At 69.6% G+C, this 15,372-nt stretch carries 9 protein-coding genes; 4 read left to right on the forward strand and 5 right to left on the reverse strand.

Annotation, left to right across the window (positions count from 1 at the left end; genetic code table 11):
- Window positions 1-64: 64 nt before the first annotated feature.
- Complete coding sequence (locus tag NNZ72_RS06730; protein WP_257314361.1) at window positions 65-970, reverse strand: DMT family transporter; 906 nt, start codon at window positions 968-970, stop codon at window positions 65-67.
- A gap of 331 nt (window positions 971-1,301) precedes the next feature.
- Between NNZ72_RS06730 and NNZ72_RS06735 the strand changes: the two genes are divergently transcribed.
- Window positions 1,302-3,851 (forward strand): methyl-accepting chemotaxis protein, encoded by a 2,550-nt coding sequence (locus NNZ72_RS06735; RefSeq protein WP_257314362.1) that lies wholly within the window; start codon window positions 1,302-1,304, stop codon window positions 3,849-3,851.
- 263 nt (window positions 3,852-4,114) lie between these two features.
- On the opposite strand, the gene NNZ72_RS06740 is transcribed toward NNZ72_RS06735, so the two are convergent.
- On the reverse strand, window positions 4,115-5,041 hold the full coding sequence (locus NNZ72_RS06740; RefSeq protein ID WP_257314363.1) for a pseudouridine-5'-phosphate glycosidase: 927 nt from the start codon (window positions 5,039-5,041) through the stop codon (window positions 4,115-4,117).
- Between the two features lie 34 nt (window positions 5,042-5,075).
- Entirely contained in the window at window positions 5,076-6,017 is a 942-nt protein-coding gene (locus tag NNZ72_RS06745) for a carbohydrate kinase family protein (protein WP_257314364.1), read from the reverse strand.
- Between the two features lie 236 nt (window positions 6,018-6,253).
- Here NNZ72_RS06745 and recA point away from each other — a divergent pair, with 236 nt between their 5' ends.
- From recA to NNZ72_RS06760, 3 genes are all read left to right on the forward strand, one after another.
- Window positions 6,254-7,342 (forward strand): recombinase RecA, encoded by a 1,089-nt coding sequence (gene recA / locus NNZ72_RS06750; RefSeq protein WP_257314365.1) that lies wholly within the window; start codon window positions 6,254-6,256, stop codon window positions 7,340-7,342.
- Window positions 7,343-7,642: 300 nt separating this feature from the next.
- Window positions 7,643-10,303, forward strand: coding sequence for an alanine--tRNA ligase (alaS, locus tag NNZ72_RS06755; protein ID WP_257314366.1), 2,661 nt, complete (start codon window positions 7,643-7,645; stop codon window positions 10,301-10,303).
- 111 nt (window positions 10,304-10,414) lie between these two features.
- Window positions 10,415-11,644, forward strand: coding sequence for a GGDEF domain-containing protein (locus NNZ72_RS06760; RefSeq protein ID WP_257314367.1), 1,230 nt, complete (start codon window positions 10,415-10,417; stop codon window positions 11,642-11,644).
- On the opposite strand, the gene NNZ72_RS06765 is transcribed toward NNZ72_RS06760, so the two are convergent.
- Both NNZ72_RS06765 and NNZ72_RS06770 read right to left on the reverse strand, forming a co-directional pair.
- Window positions 11,641-13,308, reverse strand: coding sequence for a SulP family inorganic anion transporter (locus tag NNZ72_RS06765; RefSeq protein ID WP_257314369.1), 1,668 nt, complete (start codon window positions 13,306-13,308; stop codon window positions 11,641-11,643). The genes NNZ72_RS06760 and NNZ72_RS06765 overlap by 4 nt on opposite strands.
- A 796-nt stretch (window positions 13,309-14,104) precedes the next feature.
- Window positions 14,105-15,319, reverse strand: coding sequence for an NADP-dependent isocitrate dehydrogenase (locus tag NNZ72_RS06770; protein ID WP_257314370.1), 1,215 nt, complete (start codon window positions 15,317-15,319; stop codon window positions 14,105-14,107).
- Window positions 15,320-15,372 lie beyond the last annotated feature (53 nt).

Raw genomic sequence — 15,372 nt, forward strand, 5'->3', positions numbered from 1 at the left:
CTCCCGTCCGTTTCGCCGTGTCCGGTCTAGCCACTGGCGCCGGCGGTCGCAACCCCTTGCGGCCTCACGGCGGCTCCGGCCGCGATTCCTGCGCCACCGCCTTCGCCTTGCGGCGGTTCTCGCGGTAGAAGGTGTAGAGGCCCGAGGCGACGATGATCGAGACGCCGACGGTCATCCACAGGTCCGGCACCTCGGCGAAGAAGAAGACGCCGATGAGGATCGCCCAGAGGAGGCTCGTGTAGCGGAACGGGGCGATGAAGGAGATCTCGCCGTGCCGCATGGCGAGCACGATCGTCTGGTAGCCGACGAGGAGCAGCACGCTGGCGCCGGCGAGCTTGGCGAAGGCCGCCGCCGACATCGGCTGCCAGCCGCCCATGGGGCCGATCAGCGCCGCGGCGGTGATCGTGATCGAGACGGCGGTGAAGACGCTGATGGCGAGCGAGGGCACGTCGTCGCTGATGCGCCGCGTACAGAGGTCGCGGATCGCCGCGCCGACCACCGAGGCGATGACGTAGACCGCCGCCGGCGAGAACCCGTCCGGTCCCGGCCGGATGACGATCAGCACCCCGACGAAGCCGGCGAAGATCGCAAGCCAGCGCCGCCAGCCCACCGTCTCGCCGAGGAAGAGGGCGGCGCCGAGCGTGACGGCGAGCGGCAGGGCCTGCAGAATCGCCGCGGTGTTGGCGAGCGGCATGGCGCCGAGCGCAGAGACATAGGCGAGCGAGGCCAGGATCTCCGCCACCACCCGCAGCGCCACCGCCGGCTGCAAGAGCACCCGCAGCGGCACCAGCACGCCCATCCAGCGGGCGATGACGACGACCAGCACCGTCGTCATCAGGCCGCGCACGAACATGATCTGCGCGACGCTCATCTCCGCCGTCACCGCCTTGACGAGGGCGTCGTTGCAGGTGAAGCCCGCCATGGCGATGACCATGAACAGGGCGCCCCTGCCGTTTCCTGTCGCATTCATGGGAATGATTCCGGCTTCTTCTGCTCCCTTAATAGGCAGAACCGCCGCCTCGCGCCATCGTGAGTTTTAAAGGGGGGCGATGCGGATGAAGAGAGGTGCGGCAGCCTGATTTCCAGCCGTTTCCCCTAAGGGTTTCGTTAAGCTTCGGCTTCTATCGTCTCGCCATCCCGATCACTTTCGCATGATGCGACGGGCAGAGACCGGCGATGCGGCAACGGGAAGCCGCAGGCGCCCGGATCGATCGCCGGCCACGCTCCGATAGAGCGTCGCGGCCGTTCCGCGCCGCGCGCGCACCCGACGGGAGCTTGGCTGCAAAGAACCGGGGAACACCATGTCTTTCATCGATCGTCTCCTCCAGCAGCGCCGAATCGTCACCAAGGTGCTGCTGTTCGTCGTCCCCCTCGTCGCGCTGATCGCGGGCATCGGCCTCGTCGGCTATTTCACCGCGAGCACGCTGAACGGCCACATGACCGTGACGCGCGAGACGATCAACAGCCTGTCGCACTTCCAGAACCTGCGCACGGGCCTGCAGGATTTCGTGGACCGGCCGGACGCCGCCACGCGCGACGCGCTCGTCGCCCGCATCGACGAGCAGGAGGCCGGCATCCGCGACCTCGACGGCCTGCTGTCGGACGCCGCCGACAGGGCGAAGATCGCCCCGGTCGTGGCGCTCGCCGAAAAGATGCGCGCGCAGACGTCGGCGCTCTGGGCGATCAACGAGGAGCGCAACGCCGTCACCGCCGAGCTGGAGGGCGCGCTGTCGGCGATGACCCGCGACGGCGAGTTCGCCGAAAAGCAGATCGGCGTCATCCGCGACGAATCGGGCGAGAAGGAGAAGTTCGCCAAGACGCTGCTCTTCGACGCGGCCGCCTACCAGGGCCTCGCCGAGCGTATCGGCAAGTTCCGCAAGCCGGTGGCGCTCGCCATGAAGGCCGAGGACAAGGTCAAGGCGGCGGAGACCTACCTGCCGCATCTCCTCAAGCAGCTCGCCGAATCCAAGGCGATCGCCTCGCCGAAGGCGCTGGAGCAGATCAAGCCCTTCGAGGCCGAGATCGCCACGATCCAGGCGATCCTCGCCGGCGGGGAGGACGCCGATGCGAAGAAGGCGAAATTCGTTCCGGTGCTCACCAAGCTCACCAAGTTCGACGCCGACTTCCTGAAGGAGGCCGCCGCCAATTCCGACACGGCCGCCCGCCGCTTCGTCGGCATGGACGCGGAGATCGCGCTCATGAAGACGCTGATCGCGCTGATGGGCGACACCTTCAAGGGCATCGACGAGACGCGCCTGCACATCAGCGAGCTGCACCGCAGGCTCGACCAGGACAGCCGCGACGCCGTGCTCGCCGACATCCGCACGGTGGCGGCCAGCGCCGCCGAACTGTCGAAGCTCGGCGGCAAGAACGCCGCGCTGCGCGGGCTCGCCGAGAAGCTCGGGCCGTCGCTTGCCAGCATCGAGAAGGGCTCGCAGGACCTGATCGCCGTCGGCGGGAAATGGCAGGCCGCCCGCGCCGAGGCCTATGTGCACGTGGCGGACGCCAGCCAGACGCTGGAAAGCTTCGTCTCCAGCGCCCAGGAAGCCGGCAAGAAGGACAGCCAGCGCTCCGCCAACGTCTCGATCATCGCCATGGTCGCCGGCACGCTGCTTGCCATCGTCGGCGGGCTGATGCTGGTGGAGACGCTGCGCGGGCCGCTGAAGCGCGTCACCGAGGCGATGTCGCGGCTGGCCAGCGGCGACCTCGACATCAGCATCGACGGCCGCAACCGCGGCGACGAGATCGGCGACATGGTGCGCTCGGTCGCCGTCTTCCGCGACGCGGCGCTGGAGAACATCCGCCTCGAGCAGGAGGCGGAGGCGCAGCGGCGCACCAGCGCCGAGGAGGAGGCGCGCCGCGCCGCCGAGCGCGCCCGCATCGAGGCCGAGCAGACCGAGGCGCTGACCGCGCTCTCCGAGGTGCTGGGCAAGCTCGCCGCCGGCGACCTGGAGGAGAGCATGACCGAGGCGCTGGCGGCCGAGTACGTCGCCATGGCCCGCACCTACAACAACGCCGTCGAGGCGCTGCGCACCACGCTTTCCGACGTGCGCAACGCGACGGCCGAGATCAACGGCGGCACCGGCAACCTCGCCGTCTCCGCCGACGACCTCGCCCGCCGCACCGAGCAGCAGGCGGCAGCGCTCGAGGAAAGCTCGCGCGCGCTCGGCCAGCTCACCGAGATCGTCCGCTCGACCGCCGAGAGCGCCCAGCGCACCGCGGCCTCCGTCGACGAGACGCATGCCTATGCCGTGCGCTCCGGCGAGGTCGTCTCGCGCGCCGTCGAGGCGATGGACGAGATCAAGCGCTCCTCGGAGAAGATCGGCACGATCATCGGCGTCATCGACGAGATCGCCTTCCAGACCAACCTGCTCGCGCTCAATGCCGGCGTCGAGGCGGCGCGGGCGGGCGAGGCGGGCCGCGGCTTCGCCGTCGTCGCGCAGGAGGTGCGCGAGCTCGCGCAGCGCTGCGCGGGCGCCGCCCGCGAGATCAAGGGCCTGATCTCCGACAGCTCCGCGCAGGTGCGGAACGGCGTGGCGCTGGTGACGGAGACCGGCGAGGCGCTGACGGTGATCAACGACCACATCTCCTCGATCCACGAGCTCGTCGGCCGGATCGAGGCGGCGGCGGCCGAGCAGTACCGGGGCCTGAGCGAGGTCAACCAGGCCGTCCACCAGGTCGAGCTCATCACGCAGCAGAACGCCGCGATGGTGGAGGAGAACACCGCCGAGATCCACGGCCTGCGCCGCCGCGTCGAGGACCTCAACCGCAAGATCGACCACTTCAAGACCCGCGACCTCGACAACCGCGCGAGCGACGCCGTCTACCACGGGGGCCGCTTCGTCGCCTGAGGCAACCTCTTGCCACCCCCTCGGCGGCAGCGCTATCGCATGGGGATGCGGCGTTGCCGCTTCCTTCCCCTTCTCCCCGCCGGGGAGAAGGTGGCCCGAAGGGCCGGATGAGGGGGCAAGCGCGCCGCATCTGGCCCGCGGCATCCCCTCATCCCGCTGCCGCGACCTTCTTCCCGGCGGGAAGAAGGGGCAGGACGCACCCTCGTCATTCCATGGGACAGCCCTGCCTCGACGCGGCGGGCGTCGCCTTCAGCGGCTGTTTCTCAATCCGCCAGCGCCACGGCGATCTCGGCGGCGAGCCTGGCGTTGTTCTCCACCAGCGCGATGTTGGTCGCGAGGCTGCGGCCGTCCGTCAGGCGGAAGATCGTGTCGAGCAGGTAGGGGGTGACCGCCTTGCCGGCGATCTCGTCGCGCTCGGCATTGTCGAGCGCGCGGGCGATGTAGATCTCCATCTCCTCGCGGGCAATCTCGTTCTCCTCCGGCACGGGATTGGCGACGAGCATGCCGCCGTCGACGCCGAGCTGGTCGCGCACGGCCTGGAAATTGGCGATCGCCGCCGGGCTGTTCAGCATCAGCGGGCTCTTCAGCCCCGAATCGCGCGACCAGAAGGCCGGGAAAGCCTCGCTGTCATAGGTGACGACCGGCACGCCGCGCGTCTCCAGCACCTCCAGCGTCTTCGGGATGTCGAGGATCGCCTTGGCGCCGGCGCAGACGACGATGACGCCGGTGCGCGACAGCTCCTCGAGGTCGGCGGAGATGTCGAAGGTCTCCTCCGCCCCGCGGTGCACGCCGCCGATGCCGCCGGTGGCGAAGACGCGGATGCCGGCGCGGGCGGCGGCGATCATCGTCGCGGCGACCGTCGTCGCCCCGGTGCGCCGCTCGGCGATGGCGAAGGCGAGGTCGGCGCGCGAGAGCTTCATCGCGCCCTGCGTCTGCGCCAGCGCTTCCAGCCGCGCGTCGTCGAGGCCGATGTGCAGCACGCCGTCGATGACGGCGATGGTGGCCGGGACGGCGCCCTCGGCGCGGATGATCCGCTCGACGCTCAGCGCCATCTCCAGGTTGCCGGGATAGGGCATGCCGTGGGTGATGATGGTCGATTCGAGGGCGACGATCGGCGCGCCGCGCGCCTTGGCGGCGGCGACCTCGTCCGAATATTGCATCGGCAGGAAGGGGGAGGCGGGTCTGGTCATGCGCGGGTCCTTGCGGAAAACATCTGAAGAAGCCTCATGACAGGATTTCGGCCTCCGGCACAAGGGCGAGGGCGGCGGCGAGCGTCTCCGGCGCCATCTCGGCCGCCACGGCATGCGGCGAGCGCACGGTGATCGCCGCCGCCGCCACGCCGCGGCGCAGCGCCTCGCCGAGTGCGGCGCCGGAAAGCCGGGCGTCGAGGAAGCCGGCGGCGAGCGCGTCGCCCGCCCCGGTCACGTCGCCCAGCGCCGGAAGGCGCGGCGGCTCGACGCGGACCGCCTGCCTGCCGTCGAAGGCGACGGCGCTGCCGCCGCCGCGCGTGACGACGCCGGCCGCAAGGCCCGCCCGCTGCAGCGCCTGCGGCCAGCCGTCGGGACGGTCGGCCCCCGTCAGCGCGCGCGCCTCCGCCTCGTTCATGAAGAGCAGGGAAAGGCCGGGCAGGGCCGCGCGGAAACGCACGACCTTCGCCGGCGAGATGGCGATGCCCGCGACCGGCACGCCGGCCGCGGACGCGGCGGCCGCGAGGGCGGAAAGCGTCTCGGCCGGCAGGTTGGCGTCGGTGAGCACGAGGCCGGCCGAAGCGACCGCCTCGCGCAGCGCGCGCTGGCGCAGCCGGCGCGGCGAGAACAGGTCGTAGAGCCCCATGTCGGCGAGCGCCACGACGAGGTTGCCGTCGCGTTCCAGAATCGCCGTATAGCTCGGCGTCGCGCGGTCGAGGAAGACGAAGGGCGTGTCCTCGACGCCGGCGGCCTCCGCGGCGGCGGCGACCAGCTCCCCCTCCGCGTCGCCGCCGCGCGGCGAGACGAGGCGCACCGCATGGCCGAGCCGGGCGAGGTTGCGCGCCGCGTTGAAGCCGCCGCCGCCGGCCTCGACGAACCAGGCGCCGGGGTTGCTCGCACCCGGCGCCGTCTCGCCGGCGATGCGCCCGCGCCTGTCCACATGGGCGCCGCCCACCATCAGTATCGTCCTGCCCGTCATCGCCCGTCCCTGCCGCAAGATGCGCCGATTCGTCCGCGAAATGCCCGCGTGCGGCCCCGTTTTTCCCCGTTCCGGCATGCCGGACGGCCGATGGAAACGAAAATAGAACATTCATCCGATTCATAAAACGATTCAAATGGATGAACGGCTCTTGCCAAATGAGAACAAAATGTGTACATAACCCGTGTCGGCGGCTTCGTTGCCTGTCTTGCTTCAATAACCTAAAGGTGGTCCCAATGGCACAGAACTCTTTGCGGCTCGTAGAGGATAAATCAGTGGACAAAAGCAAGGCACTCGAAGCGGCACTCTCCCAGATCGAGCGCTCCTTCGGCAAGGGCTCGATCATGAAGCTGGGCTCGAAGGACAGCGTCGTCGAGATCGAGACGATCCCGACCGGCTCGCTCAGCCTCGACATCGCGCTCGGCGTCGGCGGCCTGCCCAAGGGCCGCATCATCGAGATCTACGGGCCGGAAAGCTCGGGCAAGACGACGCTGGCGCTGCAGACGATCGCGGAAGCCCAGAAGAAGGGCGGCATCTGCGCCTTCGTCGACGCCGAGCACGCGCTCGACCCGGTCTATGCCCGCAAGCTCGGCGTCGACCTCGAGAACCTGCTCATCTCCCAGCCCGACACCGGCGAGCAGGCGCTGGAGATCACCGACACGCTGGTGCGCTCGGGCGCGATCGACGTGCTCGTCGTCGACTCGGTCGCGGCGCTGACGCCGCGCGCCGAGATCGAGGGCGAGATGGGCGACAGCCTGCCCGGCCTGCAGGCGCGGCTGATGAGCCAGGCGCTGCGCAAGCTGACGGCCTCGATCTCCAAGTCGAACTGCATGGTGATCTTCATCAACCAGATCCGCATGAAGATCGGCGTCATGTTCGGCTCGCCGGAAACGACGACGGGCGGCAACGCGCTGAAGTTCTACGCCTCCGTCCGCCTCGACATCCGCCGCATCGGCGCGGTCAAGGAGCGCGACGAGGTGATCGGCAACCAGACCCGCGTCAAGGTCGTCAAGAACAAGATGGCGCCGCCCTTCAAGCAGGTCGAGTTCGACATCATGTACGGCGAGGGCGTCTCCAAGACCGGCGAGCTGATCGACCTCGGCGTCAAGGCCGGCATCGTCGAGAAGTCGGGCGCCTGGTTCTCCTACAACAGCCAGCGCCTCGGCCAGGGCCGCGAGAACGCGAAGATCTTCCTGCGCGACAATCCGGACCTCGCCCGCGAGATCGAGATGGCGCTGCGCCAGAACGCCGGCCTCATCGCCGACCGTTTCCTGGAGAACGGCGGGCCGGACCCGAACGAGGGCGACGACGTCGCGGAAATGTAGGATCGCTTCCCTAGGGACGATCGACCGGAGCCGGCCTTTCCGTCGCGGAAGGCCGGTTTTTCGTGTCTGGACAGCGGGCGAGGCGAACGATAAAAGCCTTTGGTTCTCGCGCGCCCGGGCAGGGGCTTGCCTCGGGCGGAGGCGCAGGGGCGCGCAATTTCGACGGAATTCGCTGGAAGGACGGCCCCGGGCCGGCCGGGCGGGCACTCCGGCCTGCGGGCGGTCTCGCCCGTTGCCGGTGCGATGGATGGACGGGGCGCCGGCCTGCGGCGCCCGCAGGGCAGATATGAAGGACGCAAGATGAGCGGCGTGAATGAAATCCGGTCGACCTTCCTCGACTATTTCCGAAAGAACGGGCACGAGGTCGTGCCCTCCAGCCCGCTCGTGCCGCGCAACGACCCGACGCTGATGTTCACCAACGCCGGCATGGTGCAGTTCAAGAACGTCTTCACGGGCCTCGAGAGCCGCCCCTATTCGACGGCGGCGACGGCGCAGAAATGCGTGCGCGCCGGCGGCAAGCACAACGACCTCGACAATGTCGGCTATACTGCGCGCCACCACACCTTCTTCGAGATGCTCGGCAACTTTTCCTTCGGCGACTATTTCAAGGAGCGGGCGATCGAGCTCGCCTGGAACCTGATCACCAAGGAATTCGGCATCGACCGGAACCGGCTGCTCGTCACCGTCTATCACACCGACGACCAGGCCTTCGACCTCTGGAAGAAGATCGCCGGCTTTTCCGACGACCGCATCATCCGCATCCCGACCAGCGACAATTTCTGGGCGATGGGCGATACCGGCCCCTGCGGCCCCTGTTCGGAGATCTTCTACGACCACGGCGACCACATCTGGGGCGGCCCGCCCGGCTCGCCGGAAGAGGACGGCGACCGCTTCATCGAGATCTGGAACCTCGTCTTCATGCAGTTCGAGCAGCTGTCGAAGGAGGAGCGCGTCGCGCTGCCGCGCCCGTCGATCGACACCGGCATGGGCCTGGAGCGCATCGCAGCGCTGCTACAGGGCAAGCACGACAATTACGACATCGACCTGTTCCAGGCGCTGATCAACGCTTCCGTCGAGGCGACCGGCGTTCCGGCCGAAGGCGAGGCGCGCGCCAGCCACCGCGTCATCGCCGATCACCTGCGCTCCTCCGCCTTCCTGATCGCCGACGGCGTGCTGCCGGCCAAGGACGGCCGCGGCTACGTGCTGCGCCGCATCATGCGCCGCGCCATGCGCCATGCCCAGCTTCTCGGCGCGAAGGAGCCGCTGATGTGGAAGCTGCTGCCCGTCCTCGTCGGCGAGATGGGCCGCGCCTATCCCGAGCTTTCCCGCGCCGAGGCGCTGATCTCCGAGACGCTGAAGCTCGAGGAGACCCGCTTCCGCACCACGCTGGAGCGCGGCCTGAGCCTGCTGTCCGACGCCACCGCGACGCTCCACAAGGGCGACACGCTCGACGGCGAGACCGCCTTCAAGCTCTACGACACCTACGGCTTCCCGCTCGATCTCACGCAGGATGCGCTGCGCGGCCGCGGCATCGGCGTCGACCTCACGGGCTTCACCGACGCGATGGAGCGCCAGAAGGCCGAGGCCCGCGCCCACTGGGCGGGTTCCGGCGAGGCGGCGACGGAGACCGTCTGGTTCGAGCTGCGCGAGAAGGTCGGCGCGACCGAGTTTCTCGGCTACGACACCGAGAGCGCCGAGGGCGTCGTCCAGGCGATCGTGCGCGACGGCAAGGCGGTGGAGAGTGCGACGGCCGGCGAGACCGTCCAGCTCGTCTTGAACCAGACGCCGTTCTACGGCGAATCCGGCGGCCAGATGGGCGACACCGGCGTCATCTCCACCGACACGGCCCGCCTTTCCGTCACCGACACGCAGAAGAAGGGCGACGGCCTCTTCGTGCACGGCGCCGTGGTCGAGGACGGCACGATCCGGGTCGGCGACGCCGCGACGCTTGCCGTCGACCACGCCCGCCGGTCGCGGCTTCGCGCCAACCATTCGGCGACCCACCTCCTGCACGAGGCGCTGCGCGAGGTGCTCGGCACCCATGTCGCGCAGAAGGGCTCGCTGGTGGCGCCCGAGCGCCTGCGTTTCGACGTCTCCCATCCGAAGCCGATGACGGCCGACGAGCTGCGCGTCATCGAGGACATGGCCAACGAGATCGTCGTGCAGAACGCGCCGGTGACGACGCGGCTGATGACCGTCGACGACGCGATCGCGGAGGGCGCGATGGCGCTCTTCGGCGAGAAGTACGGCGACGAGGTGCGCGTCGTCTCGATGGGCACCGGCCTGCGCGGCGCCAAGGCCGGCCGGCCCTATTCGGTGGAGCTGTGCGGCGGCACGCATGTCGCGGCGACCGGCGAGATCGGCCTCGTCCGCATCCTTTCCGAAAGCGCCGTCGGCTCGGGCGTGCGCCGCCTCGAAGCCGTGACCGGCGAGGCGGCCCGCGCCTATCTCGCCGAGCAGGACGAGCGGGTGAAGACGCTCGCCAGCGCGCTGAAGGTGCAGCCGTCGGAGGTGCTCTCCCGCGTCGAGGCGCTGGTCGACGAGCGCCGCAAGCTGGAGCGCGAGCTGACCGAGGCGCGCCGCAAGCTGGCGCTCGGCGGCGGCTCGGCCGGCACGGACGGCGACGTGCGCGAGGTCGCGGGCCTGAAATTCCTCGGCAAGGTCGTCACCGGCGTCGAGCCGAAGGACCTGAAGAGCCTTGCCGACGAGGGCAAGAAGAGCCTCGGCTCCGGCGTCGTCGCCTTCGTCGGGGTCTCGCCGGACGGCAAGGCGAGCGCGGTCGTGGCGGTGACGGACGATCTGACGGCCCGCGTCAGCGCCGTCGACCTCGTCCGCCGCGCCTCCGAGGCGCTCGGCGGCAAGGGCGGCGGCGGCCGCCCCGACATGGCGCAGGCCGGCGGTCCGGACGGGGCGAAGGCGGCCGAGGCGATCGCCGCGGTCGCGGGCGCCATCGCCGGCTGAAACCGTCCCGAAACGGTACGCATTTTCCGGCGGCGGGCCCCGGTCCGCCGTTTCGTTTGCGAAGTCTTCAGCCTTGTCCCCTAGCATCCCCGCCCGTGCGGAGTGTTTGCCTTGCTTGAAGAACTGATAAGCATCTCGACCCTGATGATCTGTACGCTGCTGGCGACCTCGGTCATCGGGATATTCCTGTTCCAGCTCTGGCTCACCGACCGGCGCCATGCGGCGGCCGCCTACTGGTGCCTGTCGATGTGGGCGGGCACGCTCTGCACGGCGCTGCTGGCGCTGCGGTCCGTCGGGCCGCCGCTGCTGACCACCGGGCTCGGCAACGCGCTCGCCGCGCTCGCCTATGCGCTGATGTGGGCGGGCTTCCGCGTCTTCGACCGCCTGCCGGTGCGCCGCTGGGTGATCGCCGCCGGCCCGCTGCTCTGGGCCGTCGCCTATCTCGGCGTGCCGGTGGTCGCCGAAGACGTGAACGCCCGCATCATCGTCACCTCGGCCATCATTCCCGTCTATTCGCTGTGGATGGGCGTGGACATGTGGCGCGGCCGCCGGGTCGAGCCGCTGCCGACGCGTGCGATCGCCGCCGTCTTCTTCATCACCCACGGCATCATCTACTCGCTGCGCATCCCGGCGGCGATCCTCTCGCCCGCGCCGCTCGGCCACGGCACGGCCTATTCGGCCTGGTTCGCGCTGTTCTCGCTCGAGGTCTTCGCCCACACGATCCTCGCCGCCGTCGCCATCCTCGTCCTCATCAAGGAGCGCGGCGAGGCGCTCTACCGCCAGGCCGCGCGCACGGACGCGCTGACCGGCATCGCCAATCGCGGCTCCTTCATCGAGGACATCGCGCCGCATCTCGACGGCCGGGGGAAGGGCACGCTGATGCTCTTCGACATCGACCGCTTCAAGTCGGTCAACGACACCTACGGCCATGTCGCCGGCGATGCCGTGCTGAAGGCCTTCTCGGCCTGCATTTCCGCGCGGCTGGAGCCCGGCATGCTGTTCTGCCGCTTCGGCGGCGAGGAGTTCGCGCTCTTCGCGCCCGGCTGCGACATCGGCCGCGCGGCCGGGGTGGCCGAGGACCTGCGCCGGGCCGTCGGCGAGACGATCGTCTTCTTCCAGGGGCGCAGGATCGCCGTCTCGGTGAGCATCGGCCTTGCCGACGTCGCGACCTTCGGCGCGGATTTCGACCGCCTGCATTCGGCTGCCGACGATGCGCTCTACGCCGCCAAGGCGGCCGGGCGCAACCGCGCGGTCACCGCCACGCCGTCCTCCGGCCTGTCGGGGCTTGTCGAGCGCATGCGCGGCGTCGCGGCACCGCCCTCCGCCTCCGTCGCGGGCTAGGCGGCGGCGATCGCCGCCATCGCCTCCTCGGTCGTCGCGGCGAAGGTCACGCGCGGTGCGTGGATGTCGTGCGCCTCCAGGAGCCGGCGCATGTCCGGCCGGAGCCCGGCGATGAAGATGCGCACGCCCGAGCGCTCCGCCTTGCGCGCCAGCCCTTCGACGATGCTCGCCGCCGTCGAATCGAGGAAGGGCACCTCCGAGCAGTCGAGCACGAAGTTGCGCCGCTGGTCGGCGATGCGGTCGAGCACGGCGCCGACGCTTGCCGCCGCGCCGAAGAAGAAGACGCCGCTGATGCGGTAGATCACGGTGTCCGGATCGTCGGCGACGAGCGGGCGCTCCGGCAGGCCGCTGTCCTCGGACGCGTCCTCGATCGCCCGCACGGCGCGCGGCACGTTCTCCTCGCGGATGTTCACGGCCTTGCCCATGCGGTCGATGAAGAGCACGGCGCCGATCAGGAAGCCGACGACGATGCCCTCCGTCAGGTCGCGGAAGACGACGAGCAGGAAGGTGACGGCGAGGATGACCGCGTCGCCGCGCGAGGAGCGCACCAGCGCGGCGATCGCCGGCCGCTCGACCATGTTGAAGGAGACGACGGCAAGCACGCCGGCGAGCGCCGCGAGCGGGATGTAGCTTGCGAGCGGCGCGGCGATCAGCATGAAGGCGAGCAGGAAGGCCGAATGCAGCATGCCGGAGATCGGGCTGGTGGCGCCCGAGCGCACGTTCGTCGCCGTGCGGGCGATCGTGCCGGTGACGCAGATGCCGCCGAACAGCGCCGAGCCGATATTGGCGGCCCCTTGGGCGATCAGCTCCATGCTGGAGCGGTGGCGCCGGCCGGTCATGCCGTCGGCGACGACGGCCGACAGCAGCGATTCGATCGCGCCGAGCAGCGTGAAGGCGACGGCGTCCGGCAGCACGGCGAGGACCAGCTCCGGCGAGAAGGACGGCAGCGACGGCACCGGCAGGCCGCGCGGGATGCCGCCGAAGCGCGAGCCGATCGTGTCGGCAGGCAGCGCGAGGAGGGCGGTGGCGAGCGAGGCGGCGGCGACGCCGATCAGCAGGTTCGGCCAGGCGGGGCGGAAGCGCCGCAGCAGCAGGATGACGGCGACGGTGAGGCCGGCGACGCCGAGGGCGGCCGGATTGAAGGTGGGCCGCGCCTCCCAGAGGGCGGCGAGCTTCTCCAGGATCGGCCCGGGTTCGCCGCCCTCGAGCCGGAGGCCGAAGAGCTCGCCGATCTGGCTTGCGAAGATGATGACGGCGATGCCGGCCGTGAAGCCGACCGTCACGGGATAGGGGATGAGCTTGATGTACTTGCCGAGCCGCAGGTAGCCAGCGAGCGCCAGCATGACGCCGGAAAGCAGGGTCGCGAGCAGCAGGCCCTCGACGCCGTGGCGCGAGACGGTCGCGGCGACCAGCACGATGAAGGCGCCGGCCGGCCCGCCCACCTGGAAGCGGCTGCCGCCGAGCGCGGAGACGAGGAAGCCGCCGACGATGGCCGTGTAGAGGCCGCGGTCCGGCGTGACGCCGGAGGCGATGGCGATCGCCATGGAGAGCGGCAGGGCGACGATGGCGACGGTGAGGCCGGAGAGCATGTCGGCCTTGAGCCGCGCCGGCGCATAGCCTTCGGCGATAACGCTCACGAGCTTCGGCGTCAATATTTCTGTCATGGGAGCCTCGAACGGGCCGGCGGACGGAGCGAAAGCTGGCCGGCGCGGGCATCTCACCCCGAGTCGCCCGTTTTTGCAATGGCACCGGAAGAAGGGTTGCAGAAATTGCAGGGCGGTTGGGCGCGGACATGAAAAAACCCGGGCGCGGGCGCCGGGTCGGATCGTCGTCAGGCGGGTGCGCACCCGACCTCTCTTTGATGGTGGCGCGCGCGGCGCAGCGGCGGGCTGGGGTGATTTGCCGACGTCGAGCCTGACGCATCACCCCACCCGGATCTCCGGTCCGACCCTCTCCGCCGAGGGAAGGGTGAGGCGCTTGCCGCTTCGTCTCAGGCCGCCATTAACGACGTGGCGGCCGCGCCCCGGCATGAAAAGCCCGGCGCGGGCGCCGGGTCGGTTCTTCGTCAGGCGGGTGCGCACTCTACCTTCTCCTTGATGGTTGGGGGGCGCGGCGCAGCGGCGGGCTGGGGTGATTTGCCGACGTCGAGCCTGCCGCATCACCCCACCCCGGACCTGCGGTCCGACCCTTCCCATCGAGGGGAGGGTGAGGCGCATGCGGCTCCAGCCCGGGCCGCCATTGACGGCGGGGCGGCGGCGTCCCGGCATGAAAAACCCGGCGCGGGCGCCGGGTTGGTTCGTCGTCAGGCGATTGCGCACTCGACCTCCTCCCTGAAGGGAGAGGTCGCCGCAGCGGCGGGCGGGGTGATCTGCCGGCGGTTCGAGGTGCCGCGTCATCCCGCCCCCGACCTGCGGTCCGGCCCTCCCCATCGAGGGAGGGTGAGGCGCTTGCCGCTTCGTCTCAGGCCGCCATGGCCTTGCGGAGGTTCTCGTCGATCTTGTCGAGGAAGCCGGTGGTCGACAGCCAGGGCTGGTCGGGGCCGATGAGCAGCGCCAGGTCCTTGGTCATGAAGCCGGCCTCGACGGTCTCGACGCAGACGCGCTCCAGCGTGTCGGCGAATTTCGCGAGCTCCGCGTTGCCGTCGAGCTTGGCGCGGTGGGCGAGCCCGCGCGTCCAGGCGAAGATCGAGGCGATCGAGTTGGTCGAGGTCTCCTCGCCCTTCTGGTGCTGGCGGTAGTGGCGCGTCACCGTGCCGTGCGCGGCCTCGGCTTCGACCGTCCGGCCGTCCGGCGTCATCAGCACCGAGGTCATCAGGCCGAGCGAGCCGAAGCCCTGCGCGACGATGTCGGACTGCACGTCGCCGTCGTAGTTCTTGCAGGCCCAGACGTAGCCGCCCGACCACTTCAGCGCGGAGGCGACCATGTCGTCGATCAGGCGGTGCTCGTACCAGAGCTTCTCGGCCTTGAACCTGTCGGCGAATTCCTCGTCGAACACCTTCTGGAACAGGTCCTTGAAGCGGCCGTCATAGGCCTTGAGGATGGTGTTCTTGGTGGAGAGGTAGACCGGCACCTTGCGCTGCAGGCCGTAGTTGAAGGAGGCGCGGGCGAACTCGGTGATCGATTCGTCCAGGTTGTACATCGCCATGGCGACGCCGGCGCCGGGGGCGTCGTAGACGTCGTGCTCGATCGTCTGGCCGTCGTCGCCGACGAACTTGATCGACAGCTTGCCCTTGCCGGGGAACTTGAAGTCGGTGGCGCGGTACTGGTCGCCGAAGGCGTGGCGGCCGACGATGATCGGCTTCGTCCAGCCGGGCACGAGGCGCGGCACGTTCTTGCAGATGATCGGCTCGCGGAAGATGACGCCGCCGAGGATGTTGCGGATCGTGCCGTTCGGCGACTTCCACATCTTCTTCAGCTTGAACTCCTCGACGCGCGCCTCGTCCGGGGTGATCGTCGCGCACTTGACGCCGACGCCGTGCTTCTTGATGGCGTTGGCCGCGTCGACCGTCACCTGGTCGTCGGTGGCGTCGCGGTTCTCCATGCCGAGGTCGTAATATTCGAGGTCGATGTCCAGGTAGGGATGGATCAGCTTGTCCTTGATGAACTGCCAGATGATGCGCGTCATCTCGTCGCCGTCGAGCTCGACGACCGGATTGGCGACCTTGATCTTTGCCATGGAGAGCCTCGTGTCTTGTAGGGCGGAGCGCCCGGATCGTGGGACTGTTAGAA

The sequence above is a fragment of the Shinella pollutisoli genome (assembly GCF_024609765.1).
Taxonomy (GTDB): domain Bacteria; phylum Pseudomonadota; class Alphaproteobacteria; order Rhizobiales; family Rhizobiaceae; genus Shinella; species Shinella pollutisoli.

Bases quoted from the DNA above. Each gene is read 5' to 3' on its own strand.
- recA (WP_257314365.1), top strand. From the start codon at position 6,254: ATGGCACAGAACTCTTTGCGGCTCGTAGAGGATAAATCAGTGGACAAA.
- NNZ72_RS06765 (WP_257314369.1), bottom strand. From the start codon at position 13,308: ATGACAGAAATATTGACGCCGAAGCTCGTGAGCGTTATCGCCGAAGGC.
- alaS (WP_257314366.1), top strand. From the start codon at position 7,643: ATGAGCGGCGTGAATGAAATCCGGTCGACCTTCCTCGACTATTTCCGA.
- NNZ72_RS06740 (WP_257314363.1), bottom strand. From the start codon at position 5,041: ATGACCAGACCCGCCTCCCCCTTCCTGCCGATGCAATATTCGGACGAG.
- NNZ72_RS06770 (WP_257314370.1), bottom strand. From the start codon at position 15,319: ATGGCAAAGATCAAGGTCGCCAATCCGGTCGTCGAGCTCGACGGCGAC.
- NNZ72_RS06735 (WP_257314362.1), top strand. From the start codon at position 1,302: ATGTCTTTCATCGATCGTCTCCTCCAGCAGCGCCGAATCGTCACCAAG.
- NNZ72_RS06745 (WP_257314364.1), bottom strand. From the start codon at position 6,017: ATGACGGGCAGGACGATACTGATGGTGGGCGGCGCCCATGTGGACAGG.
- NNZ72_RS06730 (WP_257314361.1), bottom strand. From the start codon at position 970: ATGAATGCGACAGGAAACGGCAGGGGCGCCCTGTTCATGGTCATCGCC.